At 68.2% G+C, this 3288-nt stretch carries 3 protein-coding genes; all 3 read right to left on the bottom strand.

Going from position 1 to position 3288, the window contains the following annotated elements; genetic code table 11:
• Window positions 1-1398, bottom strand: a 1398-nt coding sequence (locus K789_RS0100150) for an LCP family protein (protein WP_024364975.1), incomplete at its 3' end; no start/stop codon positions are given.
• 10 nt (window positions 1399-1408) lie between these two features.
• Complete coding sequence (gene purE, locus K789_RS0100145) at window positions 1409-2023, bottom strand: 5-(carboxyamino)imidazole ribonucleotide mutase (RefSeq protein ID WP_024364974.1); 615 nt, start codon at window positions 2021-2023, stop codon at window positions 1409-1411.
• Complete coding sequence (locus K789_RS0100140; RefSeq protein ID WP_029704080.1) at window positions 2020-3168, bottom strand: 5-(carboxyamino)imidazole ribonucleotide synthase; 1149 nt, start codon at window positions 3166-3168, stop codon at window positions 2020-2022. The genes purE and K789_RS0100140 overlap by 4 nt, the downstream gene beginning before the upstream one ends.
• Window positions 3169-3288 lie beyond the last annotated feature (120 nt).

Here is a 3288-nt window from a genome sequence, read left to right as displayed (position 1 = left end):
CGCGGGAGCGGGTCCGAGGAGGGCGTCGACCTTCTGGTGGATCTGGTCGAAGTCCGGGACCGTCGAGAAGGAGGCGTCGAAGTCGGGCGGTCCGATGGTCAGCCGCTTCGATTCCTGGCCTTTGGCCTTCATCGCCAGGTCCACGAAACTGCCGAGCTGGCTGGCGGAAATATTGGAGTCGACCACTTTGGTGCCGGCCTTGGCGATGTCCTCGAACTTGGCCAGGAGGGTTGCCGGATCCAGCTGCTTGAGCATGGCCTGCTGGACGCACTGCTGGCGTGCGATGCGTGCGTAGTCGTCCACGAATTCGCGCGAGCGGCCGTACCAGAGGGCGTGGTAGCCGTCCAGCGTGTTCTCGCCGGCAGGGATCCAGCCCAGCGGCATGCCGTGGATTCCGTTGGCTTCGTCAACGGTCTCGCCGCTGATCGGGACCCAGCCGCCGGCCTTGATCCGGATGCCGCCCATGGCGTCAATGAGCTTGGCGAAGCCGTCCATGTCCACGAGGACGTAGGCCTGGACCTTGATGCCGAGGGTTCCCGACACGGCCTCCAGCGTGGCCTGTGCGCCGGGGTCCTCCACGCCGGGGTACAGGTCCGTGTGCTCGTTGGTGACCTCGGTGTTGATGGCGTTGATGAGGCATTCATCGCCGCAGTCATAGCCGTCAGGGTAGATCGTGCGCATCGGGGAGTCTTCGCTGAACTGCGCGTTCTGGAGGTTGCGGGGCACCGAGATGATGGCGGTCTGGCCGGTCTTGGCATCCACGCTGATGACCGAGAGGCTGTCCGGCCGTCGGCCGGTGCGGTCCGCCCCGGCGTCGCCGCCCATCATCAGGAAGTTGTACCGGCCCTCCGAGGGCTCCATCGTCGGTCCGGCGGAGAAGATGTTGCCGATGGCGTCGCGGCTGACGTTGAGCAGGTAGGCGGCGTAGCCGAGCGAGCCGCTGCTGAGGATCATCGCGAGCACCAGGGCAACAACGACGGCGGGGCGCACTCCGGGTGCCAGCAGCACGGGGCGGATCAGCCGCAGTGTGTTGAGGAAGAGGGCAGCCCAGCCGATGGCCAGCGCCACGAGCCCGATGATCAGCAGCAGCGAGGAAAACTGGTTGGTGAACAGATTGATCAGCGTCGACCGGGAAACCAGGAGGAGCACCACCGCGAGGGTGGCCAGCACCCAGACAGCAAGGGTGACGCGCAGCGCCATCCGCCCCAGCCGCCGGTTGCCGGCAACAATCTGGGCGCTGCCGGGCACCAGCAGCGTCAACAGGACCAGCAGGAAGGCACGTTTGGTCAGGACCGGAGCGGCCGCCCCCGCGGGGTAGCGGACGGGATCCGTGAGGGTCCCGGCAGCCGTCGGGTTCCTCGGCGCCGGCTGACGGGAAGGGGCGTAACTGTTGGTCATCTGGTAATCCTTAACGGCTGCCCCGGGTGACGACGTTTGCGTCGGCGAACACTTCGCCCACCTTCTGCCGCAGGTTCGCGCCCTTCCGGGTGGCGACGTCATTGAGTTCCTGGGCGAAGTCGAGCAGCTCGGTCCGGAGCCGGGCGGCCAGCGGATCCGTGCCGGCGGCCAGCATGCGCACGGCCAGCAGACCGGCGTTCCGGGCCCCGCCGATGGACACGGTTGCGACCGGGACCCCGGCGGGCATCTGGACGATGGAGAGCAGGGAGTCCATCCCGTCGAGGGTCTTCAGTGGCACCGGGACTCCGATGACCGGCAGGGGCGTGACGGAGGCGAGCATGCCCGGCAGGTGGGCGGCGCCGCCGGCGCCGGCAATGACGACGCGCAGGCCGCGCTCATGGGCCGTCTGGCCGTACCGGATCATTTCGAGCGGCATGCGGTGCGCGGAGACGACGTCGGCTTCAAAGGGGATTCCGAATTCGGCGAGGGCCTCGGCAGCGGCCTCCATGACGGGCCAGTCGGAGTCCGAGCCCATCACGAGTCCGACGATCGGGGCATCGGCGCCGGTGTCCGACGCTGCCGGGAACTGGACGTCGCGGGAAGGGGCTGTGTTGCTGGCGCTCATGCGTTCTCCTCGTGGGCTCCCGCTGCGGTGCGGGACTGGGCCGTTCCGTTCCGGATGATGTTGGCGACCGTGGTGGCGCGTTCGCGCACCGAATCGACGTCGGCAACGGAGCCGCCGACGAGGTTGACGTGGCCGATCTTGCGGCCCGGCCGGACGGCCTTGCCGTAGCAGTGGACCTTCGCCGCGGGTTCGCTGGCCAGGGCTGCGGGGTAGGCGGAGAACAGATTCTGGTTCGCGCCGCCCAGGAAGTTCTTCATCACGACGACGGGGCCCAGCAGGTCCGTGGCGCCGAGCGGGAGATTGAGGATGGCCCGGAGATGCTGTTCGAACTGGCTTGTCACGGAGCCGTCCTGGGTCCAGTGGCCGGTGTTGTGCGGACGCATGGCGAGTTCGTTGATCAGGAAACCGGCACCCATCCCAGGGGTTTCGAACAGCTCGACGGCCATAACACCCGTGACGCCGAGTTCGCTCGCGATGCGCAGGGCGGCGCCTTCCGCCGCGGCAGCGACGTCCAGCGGGATGTCCAGCGCCGGGGCGATGACTTCGTCGCAGACCCCGTCGACCTGGATCGTGTGCACCACAGGCCAGGCCCGCGCCTCGCCGTCCGGGGTCCGGGCCACCAGGGCAGAGAGTTCGCGGCTGAATTCCACTTTGGCCTCCGCGAGCAGCGGCGACATTGCCTCGAACCAGTCCGCGGTGTCCGCGGCGTCGGCTGCGGAATCCACGATCCGCACACCCTTGCCGTCGTAGCCGCCGCGCGGGGTCTTCAGGACGACCGGCCAGCCGGTGTCCTCGCCGAACGCGATCAGCCCGGCGACGTCGTCGACCGACGCCCAGCGCGGATTGGGCAGTTCCAGCCGGTCGATGGCCGCCCGCATCACGAGCTTGTCCTGGGCGTTGACCAGCGCGTCAGGTCCGGGGTGGACGTTGACGCCGGCCCGCTGCAGGGACCGGAGGTGTTCGGTGGGGACGTGTTCATGGTCGAACGTCAGGACGTCCAGGCCGCGGGAGAACTCAAGGAGATGGTCCAGGTCGGTGTAGTCACCGACCGGGGCATGGGCCACGGCGGAGACGGCTGAAACGTCCTCACCTTCGGCAAGGACGCGGAGCTCGAAGCCCAGGGCGGTGGCCGCCGGGGCCATCATTCGGGCGAGTTGGCCGCCGCCAACCACACCGATCACAGGAAAAGTCACAAGTCCCAGCCTACCGAAAACCTTGCCATAACCCGGCTTTTGGAAGTCCCGGTGCTGGTTCCGGGCGGCCAT

It is taken from the genome of Arthrobacter sp. TB 26, from assembly GCF_000427315.1.
Lineage (GTDB): Bacteria > Actinomycetota > Actinomycetes > Actinomycetales > Micrococcaceae > Arthrobacter.
Note: the sequence above shows the minus strand (reverse complement) of the source record. Positions and strands in the feature narration are given on the sequence as shown.

Bases quoted from the DNA above. Each gene is read 5' to 3' on its own strand.
- purE (WP_024364974.1), bottom strand. From the start codon at position 2,023: ATGAGCGCCAGCAACACAGCCCCTTCCCGCGACGTCCAGTTCCCGGCA.
- K789_RS0100140 (WP_029704080.1), bottom strand. From the start codon at position 3,168: ATGATGGCCCCGGCGGCCACCGCCCTGGGCTTCGAGCTCCGCGTCCTT.